Annotated in this window: 10 protein-coding genes; 4 read left to right on the top strand and 6 right to left on the bottom strand. The window is 31.5% G+C overall.

Annotated elements, in window-relative coordinates; all coding sequences use genetic code 11:
* Window positions 1-25 precede the first annotated feature (25 nt).
* The 6 genes from ACWYN7_RS16090 to ACWYN7_RS16065 all read right to left on the bottom strand — a co-directional run bounded on the left by ACWYN7_RS16090 (window position 26) and on the right by ACWYN7_RS16065 (window position 10,319).
* A complete protein-coding gene (locus ACWYN7_RS16090) occupies window positions 26-1,021 on the bottom strand; it encodes a T9SS type A sorting domain-containing protein (RefSeq protein ID WP_462861000.1) in 996 nt (331 codons plus the stop codon).
* Between the two features lie 195 nt (window positions 1,022-1,216).
* Entirely contained in the window at window positions 1,217-3,772 is a 2,556-nt protein-coding gene (locus tag ACWYN7_RS16085) for a T9SS type A sorting domain-containing protein (RefSeq protein WP_462860999.1), read from the bottom strand.
* A gap of 22 nt (window positions 3,773-3,794) precedes the next feature.
* Window positions 3,795-6,305, bottom strand: coding sequence for a T9SS type A sorting domain-containing protein (locus ACWYN7_RS16080; protein ID WP_462860998.1), 2,511 nt, complete (start codon window positions 6,303-6,305; stop codon window positions 3,795-3,797).
* Between the two features lie 123 nt (window positions 6,306-6,428).
* On the bottom strand, window positions 6,429-7,865 hold the full coding sequence (locus tag ACWYN7_RS16075) for a family 43 glycosylhydrolase (RefSeq protein ID WP_462860997.1): 1,437 nt from the start codon (window positions 7,863-7,865) through the stop codon (window positions 6,429-6,431).
* On the bottom strand, window positions 7,862-8,839 hold the full coding sequence (locus tag ACWYN7_RS16070) for a hypothetical protein (RefSeq protein ID WP_462860996.1): 978 nt from the start codon (window positions 8,837-8,839) through the stop codon (window positions 7,862-7,864). The genes ACWYN7_RS16075 and ACWYN7_RS16070 overlap by 4 nt, the downstream gene beginning before the upstream one ends.
* A 4-nt stretch (window positions 8,840-8,843) precedes the next feature.
* Complete coding sequence (locus tag ACWYN7_RS16065; protein WP_462860995.1) at window positions 8,844-10,319, bottom strand: sulfatase family protein; 1,476 nt, start codon at window positions 10,317-10,319, stop codon at window positions 8,844-8,846.
* A gap of 181 nt (window positions 10,320-10,500) precedes the next feature.
* Here ACWYN7_RS16065 and ACWYN7_RS16060 point away from each other — a divergent pair, with 181 nt between their 5' ends.
* From ACWYN7_RS16060 to ACWYN7_RS16045, 4 genes are all read left to right on the top strand, one after another.
* Window positions 10,501-11,553 (top strand): family 43 glycosylhydrolase, encoded by a 1,053-nt coding sequence (locus ACWYN7_RS16060; protein ID WP_462860994.1) that lies wholly within the window; start codon window positions 10,501-10,503, stop codon window positions 11,551-11,553.
* Complete coding sequence (locus ACWYN7_RS16055) at window positions 11,546-12,928, top strand: hypothetical protein (protein WP_462860993.1); 1,383 nt, start codon at window positions 11,546-11,548, stop codon at window positions 12,926-12,928. The genes ACWYN7_RS16060 and ACWYN7_RS16055 overlap by 8 nt, the downstream gene beginning before the upstream one ends.
* Window positions 12,929-13,041: 113 nt before the next feature.
* Window positions 13,042-14,514 (top strand): arylsulfatase, encoded by a 1,473-nt coding sequence (locus ACWYN7_RS16050; protein ID WP_462860992.1) that lies wholly within the window; start codon window positions 13,042-13,044, stop codon window positions 14,512-14,514.
* Window positions 14,515-14,532: 18 nt separating this feature from the next.
* Window positions 14,533-15,966, top strand: coding sequence for a glycoside hydrolase family 27 protein (locus ACWYN7_RS16045; RefSeq protein ID WP_462860991.1), 1,434 nt, complete (start codon window positions 14,533-14,535; stop codon window positions 15,964-15,966).
* Window positions 15,967-16,555 lie beyond the last annotated feature (589 nt).

Here is a 16,555-nt window from a genome sequence, read left to right as displayed (position 1 = left end):
TTTTTTAAAACAGTTTTAAAGGTATTTATCTTTTAACAAATTTTGAAACTGATCTTGAATTATTTTCATCAATAATTTCTAATAAATATAGACCGCTATTTAAAGATTGAACATTAATTTGATTAGTTGTTTTGTTTTTTTGAGCTTGTATTTGTTTACCAGTAACATCACTAATTGAATATGAATATGCTCCATTTAAATTTTTAATGTTTAAAAATTCAGTTGTAGGATTAGGGTATATAGAAAACGCTTGTTTTGTAATATTGTCTGTTGATAAAACCTGTGGGTTAGATTGTGTAGGTAATATTACATCATCTAAACCCCATTTAGCAGTATGGTCTGTTGAACCATCTCCACCCCAAACTTGACCAAAAACTACAACAATATACTTATAAGTGTCTGCAGCACCGAAATCTACAACAATATCGCCAGAGCTTGTCCAAGAATCTGATGTTGGTAACTCTTGATGACCTCCTGTTAAATCTGTTACAGTAAGTGTAAAACTACCATCCGTAAAGTTAGTAGCATTGCTATCACCGAAATTACCACTTCCGCTTGTTAATTTAAAGTAATCTATTACAGCATTATCAGGATCATTTACTAAATCTCCACTAACACCCCAAACACGATATCCAAACCTCTCGTTTGTAGCTGCAAACTCTGTATTAAAAAAATATTTAAATCCTAATGTAAAACTGCCTGTTACTGAATTGTCTGAATTGTTGTACACATAAGCCAAACCTCTTGCAAACTGAGTTTGTGATACTCGAGATACATATTTACCATCACTTCCGTTTGCCTCATCTACAACTCCAAAATCTTTTTGACCACCTGTAACTACAGAAAACCATTCTCCGTCTCCAGCAGCAACTAAATTTAATTGTGTTTGAGTTAAACCATATTCAGCGGCACCATTTTGTGGAGCTGATCCAATACCTACACTTTCGAAATTTTCTGTATAAGTTTGTGCGTTTGTTAATGCTGCAACCATAAAGACAGCTAATAAAGTAATTTTTTTCATAAATAAAAGTTTTTATATATAATTATAAGTGCTATAAAAGTATGTATGAGTCTGTTAAACAATTGTTTTAAAAGACTTTTTAATTTGTTTTTTTGTTTTAAACTGTTAAAATCACAAAAAAACACCTTATTTAAAAGGTGTTTTAAAGTTTTGATTTGTTTGGTAATAATTAATTTTATTTTTTTTAAAATTCTTCTAAATTTTAATTACTTTTTTTATAATTTTTATGTTGTTTTTTTGTTTGATAATTTCTAAAAAGTAAACACCTTTTTTTAAGTAATTTACCTCTATCATTTGTGTATTTGTATTTTGATGTTGTTGGATAAGTTTTCCAGAAATGTCAAATATTTTGTATGAAAAATTACCTTGAGTATTTTTAATAGTAAGTTTATCGTTAACTGGATTAGGATATACGAACACATCATTTGTTACATCAAAACTTTCCGTTGATAGTGTACTATTTTTTGGAACGCTAACATTATCTATTCCAAAAACGTCTTTTATATTTTCATTATTTGGGTTTATTGCAGTGCCAAAAGCACCTGAAAAAACAATAACTATATATTCATAACCTGTTACATCTACAGCAAAGTTTTCTGTTGTCCAATTATCTGCTACTCCTAGTTCGTTATTTCCTGCTAATTCTGAACCATCATTACCAACATATTTTGTGGCATCATTATCTCCAAAAGCACCAGAACCACCTGTTAATCTAATATAATCTTCTATTCCATTATTTTCATCGTCTTGAATACCATACACTTTGTAAGATAATCTGTCTTCACTTCTAGGTGCTGTCCACTTGTAATCAAAAGCCATATTTAAAATACCAAAGGCATCTCCATTTGTATTATTAAATACATAAGCAACACCTTTTGCAAATTGAGATGTTGAGGTTCTGGAAAGGAATGCATCTGGATTACCACCTGAGGATTGAATATCAAAGTCGTATTCTGATGGTTCTGAACCACCCCAAGTGTCTACAGCAAACCATTTCCCTGTTCCTGGCGTTATTGTTGCTATATCGTCATTTGTAATACCCCTCTGATTTGCACCAGCTGCACCACTTACTACATCTGGTAAATGTATAAGAGATGTATCAGAAAAATCTTCGATTATTAGTTCTGAATTTGATGAACCTGTACCAATATCAAAATTAATATTTTGTGTGGTAGCAGCCTCTATATCAAAATAAACAGGAGCTGTTATATTATTTAGCTCATTACCATTAATGGTAATATTTGTCATTGTAACATTCTGAACGAAATAAGTACTATTGCCAGTAGTAGTAGCATTTCTCTGACCTCTAATTCTAGATTTACCTGATTGGCCTTCTACTGTAATATCCATTAATAGTAAATCTCCTAGATACCCTAAATTGGCTTGTGGTACTTTTACTGCATTTGGTGTGCCTCCATCAGATCTAGGTTTTAAATTTAATAGACCTGGTATAGTACCCTCTATTCTAATATTTTTTAAAGTAGTTAATGTACTAGAATTATTGTAAGCAAAAGGTTTATAATTTAAACCGGTTTGAGAAGCCACTAAACCATTATTATTCCCTAATCCTGTCCATTCTGGATTAATTATATCTATATTTTCAAGAGTTGATGCTCCAGAATTGTAGGTGTTTCCGCCATCACCACCCCAACCATAAGTTAAAATAGCTCCATTATGACCTGCCCAAAGAACACAATCGTGTACATAATTGTCAAAGTTGTAGAAAAAATCATCTACAGCTCTTATAAAGCTGTTTTTAATCTCACTATCCTGACCAACTCTTACTGCATCATTATTTGAATGCCATCCTAAAAATTTCAAATTTGTAATAGTCATATTATTTGGAGAGACAATTCCATGGAGTGGAGAGTCAACAACATGAACGCCATTTATTTCTGCAAATTTCCCCATTTCAATAATTTGTCTGTAGGGTTTATTGCCCTGTCCATCTTGCCAAGGAAACAATCTACCAGATAAAACGCCTCTACCATAGATTTTTTGACCTGTATTATTAAAACCTTGTCTTAAGACTAATCCGTCTACAAAAGCACCTCCTGCAATATATATATCTTGACCATTTTGTAAAGTAAGCTCACCATCTGCGTTTATAATTGAACCATTAAACTGATAATCTTTTAAGTTGTAATATCCAGGAGGAAAATAAATAGTACCAGCACTTTGTAAGGTGCTAGGAAGACGCGAATTACTATAAGTAATTACACTAGAACTATTTAAATTAGGAACATCTGTTTCTGGAGGATCCACAAATATGGTAAGCATGTGTTTTATCCATTTATCATTTGCTGTTTCATTTTCAGAATCTTTAAAATTTACAGATATAAACTTATTGTTGTCATTTAGGCTAAAACTAACTTCTCCATTTGATATTGATGGAGAGATATTATAACTTTTAGGAACTATTTCAGCACTGTTAGAAATGTTTCCAAATTTTTTTACAATTCTAAACGTTAAACCAGATCCTGTTGCTTTATTGTAAGCAATAGATGCGTAAGAAAATGTTCTTCCCGTAAGTTCTGCTGTTTTAAAACCATATTGAATATCGTTAGGGTCTGCTTCAGACATTAAGACTTCTACTTCTTCTTCTGGATTTGAACCATGTTTAACAAAAACTTGGTATTTATCTGATAAAACAGCTTCTCCTTGATCTGTAGGCCAATCATAATGTGTTAATTGTGAAAATAACAGAGAACTACTAAAAAACATTAATGTTATTAAAATATTTTTTCTCATAAGAAATTTTAACTTTATGTTTTTAATTTTTAACTATTTTCTTGATACTTTTTATTGTTTCGGAAGAGATTTCTAAAAAATAAAGTCCTTTTTTTAATGAACTTACATCAATTTTGTTAGATGCTTTTCTTGTGCCATTTAGCAATATCTTACCTGTGATATCAAATACCTTGAAAGAAAAATCTCCTTCAATATTTGTAAGATTAAGAATATTGCTAACAGGATTGGGATACACTGAAAATTTTGATTGTAAATTATTGTTTTCTAGAGATAATACTTGTGGATTTGATTGTGTTGGTATTACCACATTATCTACACCAAATAATGTTTCGGGGTTTTGTTGATCTGTTCCAAAAACTTGACCAAATATTACAATTATATATTTGTAAGTACCTGCCGTACCAAAATCTACAGCAATACTTCCTGAGTTTGTCCAATCGTCTGAAATAGGGAGTTCAGTATGACCAATAAGCTGCATTTCATCTCCACCATTATTATACCCTGTGGCATTATTATCACCAAAAAAACCGCTACCACTTGTTAGTGGAAAACTACCTAAAACAGTGTTTTCTGTTAAGCCATAAATACGATAACCAAAACGTTCATTTGAAGTGTTAGAAAATGATGAATTAAAAAAGTAGTCAAAACCTAAATCGTATATACCAGTTACTGAGTCATCGCTATTATTATAAACATAGGCAAAAGCTCTCGCAAATTTCGAAGAGCTAACTCTACTTACATAGTATTGAGGATTACCCCCTGTACTTTGAATACCAAAATCTGTAACACCAAAGCCTTGTACAGTAAACCACTCTCCATCTCCTGGAGAAATTTTATCAAAATCAGTAGCAGTTAAGCCGGGGTTATTAGCATCGTTTAAAACGTTGTTTAATGAAATATTGTTAAAAGTTTCTGTGTAGGTAGTTTGCTCGCCTGAGCCATCATCTGCATCGAAAGTAATGTTTTGTGTTGTGTTTTCATCAATATCAAAGAAAATGTTTTTATTGGCTTCTGTTAATTTTGTACCACCTATATTTACATTGGTAAAATTTATATTTTTAGTGTAGTAAGTTGCTCCTCCAGAGGTAGCATTAGCTTGTCCTCTTATTCTACCTCTTTCAAATTGAGATTCTACAGTAATATTTTGAAAATGCACATCTCCCAAATAACCTAGTGTAGATGCAGGAACTTGTTCTGCGGATGGAATGCCATTACCAGAAGATCGAGGTTTTAAATTGGTTAATCCCGGTATTGAACCTTCAATTCTTATATCTTTAAAAGTCGTTGTTGTAACTCCTGTACCATAATCTATGACATTAAAATCTAAGTTTACTTGAGCAGCAATCAAACTGTTGTTGTTTCCTAAACCTCTCCATTCAGGATTTATAATATCTATGTTTTCAAAAAAGGAAGAACCAGTATCTATAGAGGCCCAACCATAAGTTAAAATAGCTCCATTATGGCCTGCCCAAAAAACACAATCGTGTACATAATTATTATAATTGTAAAAGAAATCATCTACACAGCGCATAAAACTGTTTCTAATTTCACTGCCAGAACCAATTCTAATTCCATCATTATTGGCGTGCCATCCTAAAAATTTTATATTTTCTACTAACATATCGTCTCTACCAACAATACCGTGTTTAGGTGTGTCTAAAAGATGGACACCTATTATTTGTGCACCTTCACCAAGTCGTACAATTTCTCCATAAGGTTTATTTCCATTTCCATCCTGCCATTCATATTGGCGACCGTTTAAAACGCCTCTACCAAATAATTTTTGATTAGAGGTGTTAAATGCAGTTCTACTTACTAAACCTTCAACAAATGCACCGCCTTCTAGGTACATTTTTTTATTGGATGCTAAATAAATGATTCCATCTTGATCAATAACATCAGTCTCAAATTGATAATCTCTTAAATTATGGTATCCTGCAGGAAAATAGATTGTAGTTGCATTTCTAAGTGTACTAGGCAGTAGCGTGTTCGAGTAAACAACAACACCAGCATCATTAGGATTTGGCGCATCAAATTCTGGAGGATCTACGGAAATCATCAACATGTGTTTTATCCAGTTATGAGGATTTGTTTCATTAGCATCATCATCAAAATTAATTGAAATGTATTTATTGTTAGCGTTAACATTAAAAACTACTTGATTGGATGTAACTGTTGGTGATAAATTATAGCTTTTTGGTGCTATTTCAGCTTTTGTAGAAGTTCCTCCAAAAGTTTTAACAACCCTAAAAGTTAATCCAGAGCCTGTAATATCATTATAAGAAACACTAGCATAAGAAAATGTTCTGCCTGTTAAGGCAGCTGTTTGCCCATCATATTGAATATCATTAGGGTCTGCATTAGACATTAAAACCTCTAATTGTATTTCTGGATCAGAACCATGTTTAACATATACTTCATATTTGTCTGAGAGAACTGCTTGACCTGTATCTGTAGGCCAATCATAGTGTTTCAGCTGCGCGAATAAAATAGGTGTACAAAATATAATTAAAAGTTGTAGTACTCTTTTCATTTTTTTATTGTTTTTATTCAAAATTAGAGTATCTAATAATTTTTGATTAGCGTAAAAGATCACTTTTGATGTGTTATTGTACACAAAGTGTTTTTTTAATAATACAGATTAACAGAAAAATATTTATTTTGGTGATCCTGCAAAGAATTTGGCTGATTTTACTTTTATGTTTTCAGCATCTTTAAACACCAAATAAACGCTTCGTTTTCCTTTGGCTTCTCTTAAAAAGGTTTCATAAATTCCGTCTTTTTTTATGATGATGGTTCCAACTAACTTCCCTTTTGGATTGTCTAAACGTATCTCACATTTTGCAGTTTTTTGCACTCCTTTTACTTCCAAACCTGCATAGTAATATCCAGTTCCTAAATTGATGTTTTCGAATTTTAAAACATCATTAGTTACTTTTTTGTTTTTTATTTTTAAATTGATTTCATAAGGTTGATTTACCTTTACAGGCTCTACACTGCTTAATGTTTGTTGCACAGGCCTTATGGTACCAGACTCGTCATATACAATTTTATCTACACAAACAGATCTTTGTGTCCAAGTTCCTGGACCTTTAAACTCATCTTGTCTCCAAGAAGATAATGCAGATGTATGGTAAAATAAATATTCTTGCCCATGAAACTCTACTATACCTCCATGATTAGATTGATACAAACGCCAAGGCACATAGTTTTTGCCCGGTAATTTTGGACCTTCATTTACATTTACCCCTAATTCGTAATTTAAAATCCCTTTGTATTCAAAAGGCCCTAAAGGATTGTCGCCAACCACATAATCTAACCTAGATTTTCTTCTAAATAAATCATCAGGATTATTAGGGTCTATAGGTTTGTCATAATGTGAATGATAAGATAAATAGTATTTCCCAGCTTTTTTATTCATCCAAATAGCTTCCATAAAACGATGGTCATCAACTTTTAGTTTTACAGGTTTACCATCTAACTCTTTCATATTGTCTTTTAATTTTGCGCCCATGTGTTGCCCATAATACAAATATTTTTGCCCATCATCATCTATAAATACTGATGGATCAATACCTCTTGTGCCTTCAATTTTAGCATTAATTACAGTAAACTTTTTATCTGGTGAATCGCTTACAGCAACTGCGATGTAAGATTTTACTTTACGCTTTCCTTCACCACCGTCTTTACCTAATACAATTCTAACAGGAAAATAAAGGTAATATTTGCCTTCATAATAGACCATGTCTGGCGCCCAAAGTGCCCAATTTTCTCCTTTAGGTTCTTTATCTTTACCCATTACATCATAAATATTTAGCACTTCTCCATGATCTACCCAGTTTACCATATCCTTTGATGAAAACGTGTGGTATTTGTGCATTGTACTATAACCTCCACCATTTTCATGATCTACAGAGGTTACCATCCAAACACGTCCATCTGGCATTACATGTGGTGATGCATCTGCTGTGTACATGTGTTTTATTACTGGATTATTATAAGGATAAGGTTTGGTATTGGAGTTTTTCTTTTGAGAAAAAACAATACCAACACTTAAGATCATAATCAAATTTAAAATTGTGTTTTTTTTCATTTTAAGGTTTTTAAAATCGTTTTTATTTTTTGTAAATCAAGTTTTTTATCTGCTGGATATTTGTGTTCTAAAAGCCACCAGTTTTCTGTGAAACTTACCATTTCTCCAGGTAAAATAGTTTCTAAAGGCCCAATAGGTTCTATTTCACATTTTTCATCTTTGTAATACCATATAGATACTTGATTGTTCATCATATCTCCATAAATAGCATTTTCATTGGCTTCAAATTTTTTGATGAAAAGTAAATCATCTTTAGTGTTATAGGCAATCCAACCTTGGTTGCTGTCCATTACAAATTTTGGATATTTTGGTGTGTCTAACATTTCTAAAATGCCATCACGAACTCGTAAAGCCTCTTCTTCTGGTGGATTAAAATCTATCAAAGAAGTTTTATATTGATAAATAGCATATCCCTTAGGCAATCTACTATTTGGATTTAATGGCACTAAACAAATACCTCCACCTTTAGCAAATGTTCTACTCCAATGCGCATAAGATTGTTTTTTATTACTAATATTCTTGATGTGTTGTACACACCTCAATTTAGATGAATTTTCATCTAAATAAAATTCTCTTATCAATTGAACACCCAAAACTGTGTCTTTAAGGCTTGTTAATTTTGCTGAGTTTTTTCCTGTAATTTCACCTTTCCAAGTGTTAAAAAAACTTGCTCTAAAAGGAGTTGTTGATCCTGGACCAATATCAAATCTACCACCACTAACTTCAAATCTTGGAGCTCCTTGTTTCCAAGTTCTTCCATTTAATTTGGGGTTTTCAAATAAGATATTTTTACCATTAAGTGTATAGCTTAAAACACGTCCGCCAACATTAGGGTCTAAGATTACTTTTACAATATTGTTCTCTAAAGCAATACAATTTTCATAGTCAAAAGCTTTAACAATAGTTGTTTTTACTTGTGCAAAACTGTTGCCAAATAGCGCAAATAGAAATATAAAAAAAAGTAATTTTTTCATTCAATTATTTTTTTAAGTTCCTTTTGGGTGTGTTTTTAATTCTTAGGTTTTTAATAGCATCGTATTCATCATTTACACAACGTTCTCCCCATCTATCGTAAATAAATTTTAGAGAATATTTGTTTTGAGGTTCTGCTCCTTTATCACCATAAGTTTTAGACCAGTTTTCTAGTAATTGTCTATGCTTTTTTAATACTTTTTTATAGTTTTTATGATCAGCTAGATTGTTAATTTCATGAGGATCGTTTTCCAAATCATACAATTCCTCTTCTGGTTTAGTTGGTAACCAATATTTAGCTTGAACTGTAGTTAATGCCCCTGATTCAAAAGCCTTTTTTATATCCACAAATTCTGCTCTTCTATCTCTATATGCAGGTTGCGTGTAAGAACGATGAGGCATATAATTTTTAATATATTTAAACTTGTCTGTTCTTACAGCTCTAATTCTATCAATAGAAAAATCGCATCTATCTCTAGTGGTTATTACATAATCTCTTTTAAAATTAGCATCAAACATGTTTTTACCTTCCATATTTTCTGGAATTTTAATGTTTGCCAGTGTTAAAGAGGTTGTACCAATATCTATACCCGATACTAAATCTTCTCGAATTTCGTTTTTTTGAATTTGAGAATTCTCACCAAAATAAGCCACTATTAAAGGGATGTGTGTACCACCATCGTATAAAAATTGCTTGTGTCTTATACCTTTATAACCATGATCTGTAAAGAAAAAAACATAGGTATTGTTTAGTAAACCTTTGTTTTTTAGTTGATTTATAATCTCTGAAACTTCTATATCTGTATATCTTGCAGCATCATAATGTTTTGCAAAATCTTCATGAACTGAGGGTAAATTAGGATAATAAGGTGGTAGTTTTACCAATTTTCTATCAATGGGAGTAATTTTGTTTTTGATGGATTTATACGTTTGCACCAAACCATGTTTACCACCATTTAGTTGAATTTGACCAAAAAAAGGTTTGTTTTTAGAAAGTGGTGCTAACCAATCTCCAGATCCAGCAAAAGTGTACCAGAAATCTAAACTAATTTCATCATTATACAAATCTTTTCTGTTGTAAATAAAATTGTAATCGTCTTTACCATGATTAAAAGTATGATACCCGTTTTCTTTAAAAAGTTCTGGAATGGTTTTTACGCCTTTAGGCAAAAAAATAGCATCTTCTACCGTTCTTGAAGAATGATGGTTATGTGTACCATAAGTGGTGGCCATTGTTGCTGTAATTATTGCAGAACGTGCAGCAGAACAAACAGGAGCAGGGGTAAACGCTTTTTTAAAAAGCACGCCGTTTTTTGCTAATTTATCAATATTAGGAGTTGGATTAATGGTTTCGCCATAACTGCTCAAAACAGGGTTTAAATCCTCAACATATATCCATAAAATATTAGGTTTAGAATTGCTTTGACTAAATCCAAAAAAAATAGAACCTATAACTAGTAAAAAGAAAATTTTTGTTTTCAAGATCATTAATTTTAAAACAATCAAAATTACACTTGAAATACTACTTCAAATTGTTTTTATGGTTTTTAAATTGGCTATTTTGGAACAAAATCTTTAAAAATAACCAAAACAGCAAATACAAAGTATTACAGAACAAAAGTATAATATGTAAAAACTGGTTCTTTGTTATAAAGATTTTTAGATGATAAAAAAACTAGCTAAATTTATTTTAGGTTTCCTGTTTTACTGCTACAGTTGCAAAGTTGTAGAAAAGGATAGCTCTCAGAAAATATTAGAATGGTCAAACCCCATCAGATCTGAGATAAATTCTTACGGTATAAAAGACGTATTCATTTTTTCTGAAAAGAATGATTATTTTCTAGTAGGTACAGTGTATAAAAATCCATTTAAAAAATTTGAAGGACCTGTTTTACATCAATCTAAAAACGTAAAAGATTGGAAAGTGAAACATCAAATTATTGATATAAATAGTGTTCCTAAAAATGCTTGGTACTATGATGGTTGGTTTGCTCCAGAAATCAAAAAAATAAACAACAAATTCTACTTTACGTTTAATAATAGAAATAATGCCGAAAATGCGTATCAAAAAACTGGTTTTGGAATTGCTGTAAGCAACAGTTTATTTGGTGAATATAAAGTAATAAATACTAAAGCTCCAATTGTAAAATGCAATCATGGTAGTTTAACGGCTGTAAACAAAAATGAGGTGTTCTTAACCTATGATATGGATGGTCGTATTTTTATTGCTGAAATAGATTTAGAATCTGCCACTTTAAAAAGCAAACCAAAAGAGCTATTAGGACCAAAAACTTTAGGTAAAAATTATAAATACTTAGACGCACCTCAGATAACCAAAGTAAACGATGTGTATCATATGTTATTTTCTCAGTTTTATGGTGGGTATGTAGTAAAGGTTTTTCATATGACTGCAAAGCATCCTTTAGGAACTTGGAAATGGAGTAAAAACAATCCAATTTATACATTTTTAGAAGCTGAAGCAGATTTAAAAGTAAAAAATACCTATCCAGAAAAAAATGGATATGCGCCTCCTACTCAAGTTATTTTTAGCAATCAAATTTTTAAAGGATTTCATGGCAATTATTTTAATGCGTATCATAGTTCAGAAAAATATTCAGAACCTTATTTATGTATAGATCCAGTTAGTATCAATGGAGAGCATTTAACAGTAATAAACCCCAAAGGAACCTCTCAAAAACTTAATTTTAATGATTAAAAACGTTTTAGTTATACTCAGTTTTTTTGTGTTATCTGTAAGTAATTCTCAGATTGTAACCTACAAAGCAGCACCAAATATTAGTGACAGTAATCCTTATATTTTTGAATCACCATACTATAAAGTTGAACTTTCTCAAAATGCGGTAAAAAAGCCAACTTTTGTGTACGGAATGAATGCAATGCATACTACAAACAACTCTAAATCTACGTCTTGGGTTAATTTTTCTTTTGATGGTGAAGTTACAGTTAAGGTAACGGTTTTATATAAACAAATTGATTTTGCGCAAATTCTACCTCGCAGTTCTAACATAGCTATTACTATTCTCGATAAAAATACAATTCGCTTTAGCATAAAAAAATCGGGTCATTTTTCGGTTGAATTTGAAAAAGGAATTTTCATAGAACATCCTTTGCTCATTTTTGCGAATCCTTTAGAAAAAAATATCCCTAAAAAAGGAGCTAAAAATGTGGTTTATTTTGAAGCCGGTTTTCATGAAATTGGAGATAACTTTAAAGTTGATGATAATACTCTAATCTATATAGAAGGTGGTGCTTATGTAAAAGGGCAAATACTTGCAAATAATGTAAAAAATATAAAAATACAAGGCAGAGGTATTTTATCTGGTGAAGATTATGAACCACGTACACATAATCATATGATACAAATGCGTAACGCAAATGATGTTGAAGTTGAGGGAATTACCATAGTTCATTCACCTAGATACATGATTGCTTTACGCGGTAATAATCATTATCTGCATAATATAAAAATGATGGGTTGGTGGTTTAGTACAGATGGTATTTCTGCGGGTGAAGACACTCTAATTGAAAATTGTTTTTTTAAAGTTAATGATGATGCTATTAAATTATATCAAAAAAATACAAGCGTTAGAAATTGTGTGATTTGGCAATTAGAAAACGGAGCTCCTTTTATGATAAGTTGGAATGGTAGTAAAGATTTTAGCAACATAAATGTAGATAATATAGAAGTTATTAGAGTAGAACATCATTGGGATAATGAAAACTTAGCAGTATTTTGTGCTGTTCATGGAGGACAAGCTTATATCAGTAATTTTGTTATTAAAAACATAAATATAGATAACTCTAAATGGCGTATTTTTCATTTGGTAACCAGACCCAATAGATGGGGTAAATGGAATCCAAAAAAAGGAAGGCTTTCTGATTTTACATTTAAAAACATCCATTTTTATGGCGACCAAAAAATACCAAGCTTAATCATGGGGCATGATGAATTACATCCTGTAGAAAATATTTTATTTGAAAATATAGTTATCAATGGATCCAAAAAAACTATCCTTAAAAATTTTTTAGTTTTAGATAAAAAAACAACTAAAAACATTAAAATAAATTAATTTTTAAACAATAGATGTTGTTCTGATATGAATGAGCAACAATAACGAACAAAAAAGAAACTCAAATGAATACGCTGTGTATATTTTTGAAACAAAATTTTAGGTATAAAAACATGAAAAATCATTTTTACAAAGCAATCGTAATTTTTCTTTTAGTATTTACAAGTTGTAAAGAAAAAGCTAAAAAAACTGCTGCAAAAGAAACCAATAAAAATCCAAACATTGTATTCATTTTAGTAGATGATATGGGATATGGAGATTTAAGTAGTTATGGGCAAAAAACATTACAAACTCCAAATATTGACAAACTAGCTGCAAACGGTATGAAATTTACACAGCATTATGCAGGTTCTACAGTTTGTGCTCCTTCCAGAGCAGCTTTATTAACAGGTAAACATACAGGGCACACTTCTGTAAGAGGTAACAGTCCAGAAGGTCAACTATTAGAAGATAGTGAAGAAACAATTGCAGAGATGCTTGGTAAAAAAGGATACAATACTGCAGTAATTGGTAAATGGGGTGTAGGTAATCACCCAGAACCAAATGACCCTGCTAGAAATGGTTTTGATCATGCTTATGGATATGTAAACATGTGGCATGCACACAATTTTTATCCTGAATTTTTGTATAGAAATGGTGTAAAAGAAACGTTAAATGGTAATGTTACAGATTGGTCTTATGATTATCCAAAAGACATGAAAGAAGGTACAGGCGTTGCTAAAGAAAAAGTTACCTATGCTGTCGATAAATTGCAAGCAGACGCGCTCAATTACATAGAAAAAAATAAAGACAATCCTTTCTTTTTATATTATTGTTTAAACATACCTCATGCAAATAATGAAGCTGGCTATTATACAGGTGATGGAATGGAAGTTCCTAATTATGGCGAATTTGCAGATAAAGATTGGCCCAATCCAGAAAAAGGGTTTGCTAAAACAATTTCTATTATAGATAATAGTGTTGCAGAAATTGAAGCGAAACTTAATGAATTAGGTATTGCAGACAACACCATTGTTGTTTTTGTTAGTGATAATGGACCACATAATGAAGGTGGTCATAAATCTAAATTCTTTGATAGTAATGGAATTTACAGAGGAGACAAAAGAGATTTATATGAAGGAGGAATTCGAGTGCCATTAATTGTAAAATGGCCTAAAAAAGTAAAACCAGGTTCTGTAGCTAGCAGGCCAGTTGCCACTTGGGATTTCTTATCAACTTTTGCAGATATTGTGGGGGCAGATACAAGTGATGGTGTTGATGGTGTTTCTTTTTTACCAACTTTAGTAGGTGAAGATGATAAACAGCAAGAACATGAATATTTATACTGGGCTTTTTACGAATTAGGAGGTAGGCAAGCTATTAGAGTTGGAGACTGGAAATATATAAAATTAAACGTAAGAGATCAAAACAAACCTGTTGTAGAAGAGTTGTATAACATTGCTCAAGATCCATCCGAATCTAACAATGTAATTGCTCAAAACCCTGAAAAAGTTAAAGAATTAGCAGAAAAAATGAAAAAAGCACATACAGAACATCAGTTACTATCATTATTTTCTACTGATGCTAATGCTGAAACTAAATTCTAATCACCAAAAAAACAATCAATGAAATCATTAAAATATATTGTATTAGCTAGTTTACTTATTGTTTTTGCATGTGCAGAAAAAAGTAAAGAAAAAGTTGCGTCAACAGAAAATAAACAACCTGAAACCAAAACAATAGTAGCAAAAACACCACCTATGGGTTGGAACAGTTTTGATGCTTATGATTGTAGAATCAACGAAAAAGAGTTTAAAGCCACTGTAGATTATATGGCTGATAATCTTTTAGAATATGGATGGGAATATGCTGTGATAGATTACATTTGGTGGCATCCAGAACCAGGAAACTGGGAAACTCCAAGACGTAAAGGGCATCCTAATATTAGATATAATGATGATGGTAGCCCATTACACCCAGAATATACTACTATGGATGAATATGGTAGATTATTGCCTTCTGTAGAAAGATTTCCTTCAGCAGCAAATGGTGCAGGTTTTAAACCTATTGCAGATTATGTGCACAACAAAGGGATGAAATTTGGAATTCATATTATGCGCGGAATTCATAGAGTTGCTGCTTTTAATAAAACTCCAATAATGGGTTGCAATACCACAGCAGACAATATTGCAGAACCTTTTGATACCTGTGGTTGGTGCAATCACATGTATGGTGTAGATGCTAGTAAAGAAGGGGCGCAAGAGTATTATAACTCTATTTTTAAATTATATGCATCTTGGGGGGTAGATTTTATAAAAGCGGATGACACCATGTTTCCTCCTTATCATAAAGAAGAAATAGAGATGATGCGTAAAGCTATCGATCAGTGTGGAAGACCAATGGTGTTAAGTTTATCTTGTGGAGAAGCTCCAGTTTCTAGAGCAAAACATCTTACTGAAAATGCTAATATGTGGCGTATTTCCGGTGATTTTTGGGACAATTGGAAATCTTTAGAACATAATTTTGATCTTTTAAACGCTTGGTCTCCATTTATAGGAGAGAACCATTGGCCAGATGGAGATATGTTGCCTATTGGTAAATTATCTTTAGATGATAGACCTCATGGAACAGAACGCATGTCTAATTTTACCATACCAGAGCATTATACTTTAATGAGTTTATGGTCTATGGCAAAATCTCCATTAATGATGGGAGGTGATTTGCTTTCTACTCCTGATAATATTATTAAATTCTTACAGAACAAAGAAATCCTTTATGTAAATCAACATAGTACAGATAATCGTCAGGTAATAAAACACAATGGACGTGCAGTTTGGATTGCCAAAGACCCAAAAAACGGAGATACTTTTATAGGTTTATTTAATCTTTCAGAAAAGAAGAAAAACATAAACTTTACTTTAGAATCTGAAGGTCTTAGAGGAGATTTTAAAGTAAGAGACTTATGGGCTCATAAAGATTTAGGAATCATTAATAAAACATTAACTTCTACTATTGAACCTCATGGAGGTAAGATTTTTAGGTTAACAGGAAATCAATAAGATTTATTGTTGTAAATGAACTACTATTAATTAGGAATAGACCTTTGAAGTTCATCAACTACAGTAGCCTTTGAAGTAGCGATCCCTGGTAAATTCCATTACAAATTTCTTAAGCAAAGCGGAATTGAAGTAAAGTTTCAATTCAATAAATGAAAACAATACTTCAATTGGCTTTGTTGGTTTGCTTGGGAATCTATGATAAGATAAGTAGTTTCATTTTTCGAGAATTAAAAAAAAATAGAAAGAAGTAATTCTTTTTGTTTTTTCTGCTTTAATAAAAAATGTCAAATCTGGGGGAGGTAGTCTACTCTCTATAAGTAGTAGAAAGTTCCCCCAGATTTGACATAAAATATATTATATGAATTATATTTTTTTAAAATATAGATAGGCTTATTAATTATTATATACTCTGTTGGTAAAAGCGGTAAAGATGGTAAACCTCAACAATAGAAGGGGTTTTAGGTGGTTTTTACATGGTGAAAGATTGGTAAACTTGGTAAAGAGTTTAATACCCACCCATTTAAAATTGGTATTTAAACAGGTGGTGTTACTGATTTATTCAAACAATTTCTTAAAACTACCTTGATTT

It is taken from the genome of Polaribacter sp. M10 (assembly GCF_054968445.1).
Note: the sequence above shows the minus strand (reverse complement) of the source record. Positions and strands in the feature narration are given on the sequence as shown.

Excerpts from the sequence above, each read along its gene's own strand:
- ACWYN7_RS16060 (WP_462860994.1), top strand. The coding sequence starts at position 10,501 with ATGATAAAAAAACTAGCTAAATTTATTTTAGGTTTCCTGTTTTACTGC.
- ACWYN7_RS16075 (WP_462860997.1), bottom strand. The coding sequence starts at position 7,865 with ATGAAAAAAAACACAATTTTAAATTTGATTATGATCTTAAGTGTTGGT.
- ACWYN7_RS16085 (WP_462860999.1), bottom strand. The coding sequence starts at position 3,772 with ATGAGAAAAAATATTTTAATAACATTAATGTTTTTTAGTAGTTCTCTG.
- ACWYN7_RS16045 (WP_462860991.1), top strand. The coding sequence starts at position 14,533 with ATGAAATCATTAAAATATATTGTATTAGCTAGTTTACTTATTGTTTTT.
- ACWYN7_RS16050 (WP_462860992.1), top strand. The coding sequence starts at position 13,042 with ATGAAAAATCATTTTTACAAAGCAATCGTAATTTTTCTTTTAGTATTT.
- ACWYN7_RS16055 (WP_462860993.1), top strand. The coding sequence starts at position 11,546 with ATGATTAAAAACGTTTTAGTTATACTCAGTTTTTTTGTGTTATCTGTA.
- ACWYN7_RS16070 (WP_462860996.1), bottom strand. The coding sequence starts at position 8,839 with ATGAAAAAATTACTTTTTTTTATATTTCTATTTGCGCTATTTGGCAAC.
- ACWYN7_RS16090 (WP_462861000.1), bottom strand. The coding sequence starts at position 1,021 with ATGAAAAAAATTACTTTATTAGCTGTCTTTATGGTTGCAGCATTAACA.
- ACWYN7_RS16080 (WP_462860998.1), bottom strand. The coding sequence starts at position 6,305 with ATGAAAAGAGTACTACAACTTTTAATTATATTTTGTACACCTATTTTA.